The 561-nt window shown below is 58.5% G+C and carries 1 protein-coding gene; it reads right to left on the reverse strand.

From position 1 onward, the window contains the following. The coding region (locus ACZYR5_RS29540) for an immunoglobulin-like domain-containing protein (RefSeq protein ID WP_489092913.1) at positions 1 to 561 on the reverse strand (561 nt) is incomplete at both ends.

Below are 561 nucleotides of genomic sequence, written 5' to 3' on the forward strand. Positions count from 1 at the left end.
AAGTCGGGTTGGCGTTTTCCAGCACAGGACCGTTGCCAGCAATGCTGACGGTGACGGTGTCGGTGGTGTCATTGATCTGCACGACACCTGGTTCTTTGCTCAGTTGCAGGTCTTCGAAGACCTGGTCCTTCACCGTCGCTTCGGTGATGGTGACGCTCAGCGGACCGCCGTCTTTGTAGACGTCGTCGCCCTGGATCGGCGCGGTGTAGATCGCGCTGGTCTCACCGGCTTTGACGGTGACGGTGCCACCGTTGCTCAGCTTGACGGTCAAATCATCCTTCAACGCCTGGTTGAGGGTGATGGTGAAGGTCGGATTGGCATTTTCCAGCACAGGACCATTGCCAGCGATGCTGACGGTCACGGTATCGGTGGTGTCGTTGATCTGCACGACACCTGGCTCTTTGCTCAGTTGCAGATCTTCGAAGACCTGATCCTTCACCGTCGCTTCGGTGATGGTCACGCTCAGCGGGCCGCCGTCTTTGTAGACGTCATCACCCTGGACTGGGGCGGTGTAAATCGCACTGGTCTCACCAGCTTTAACCGTGACGGTGCCGCCGTTGC

The sequence above is a fragment of the Pseudomonas sp. F007 genome (genome assembly GCF_057814275.1).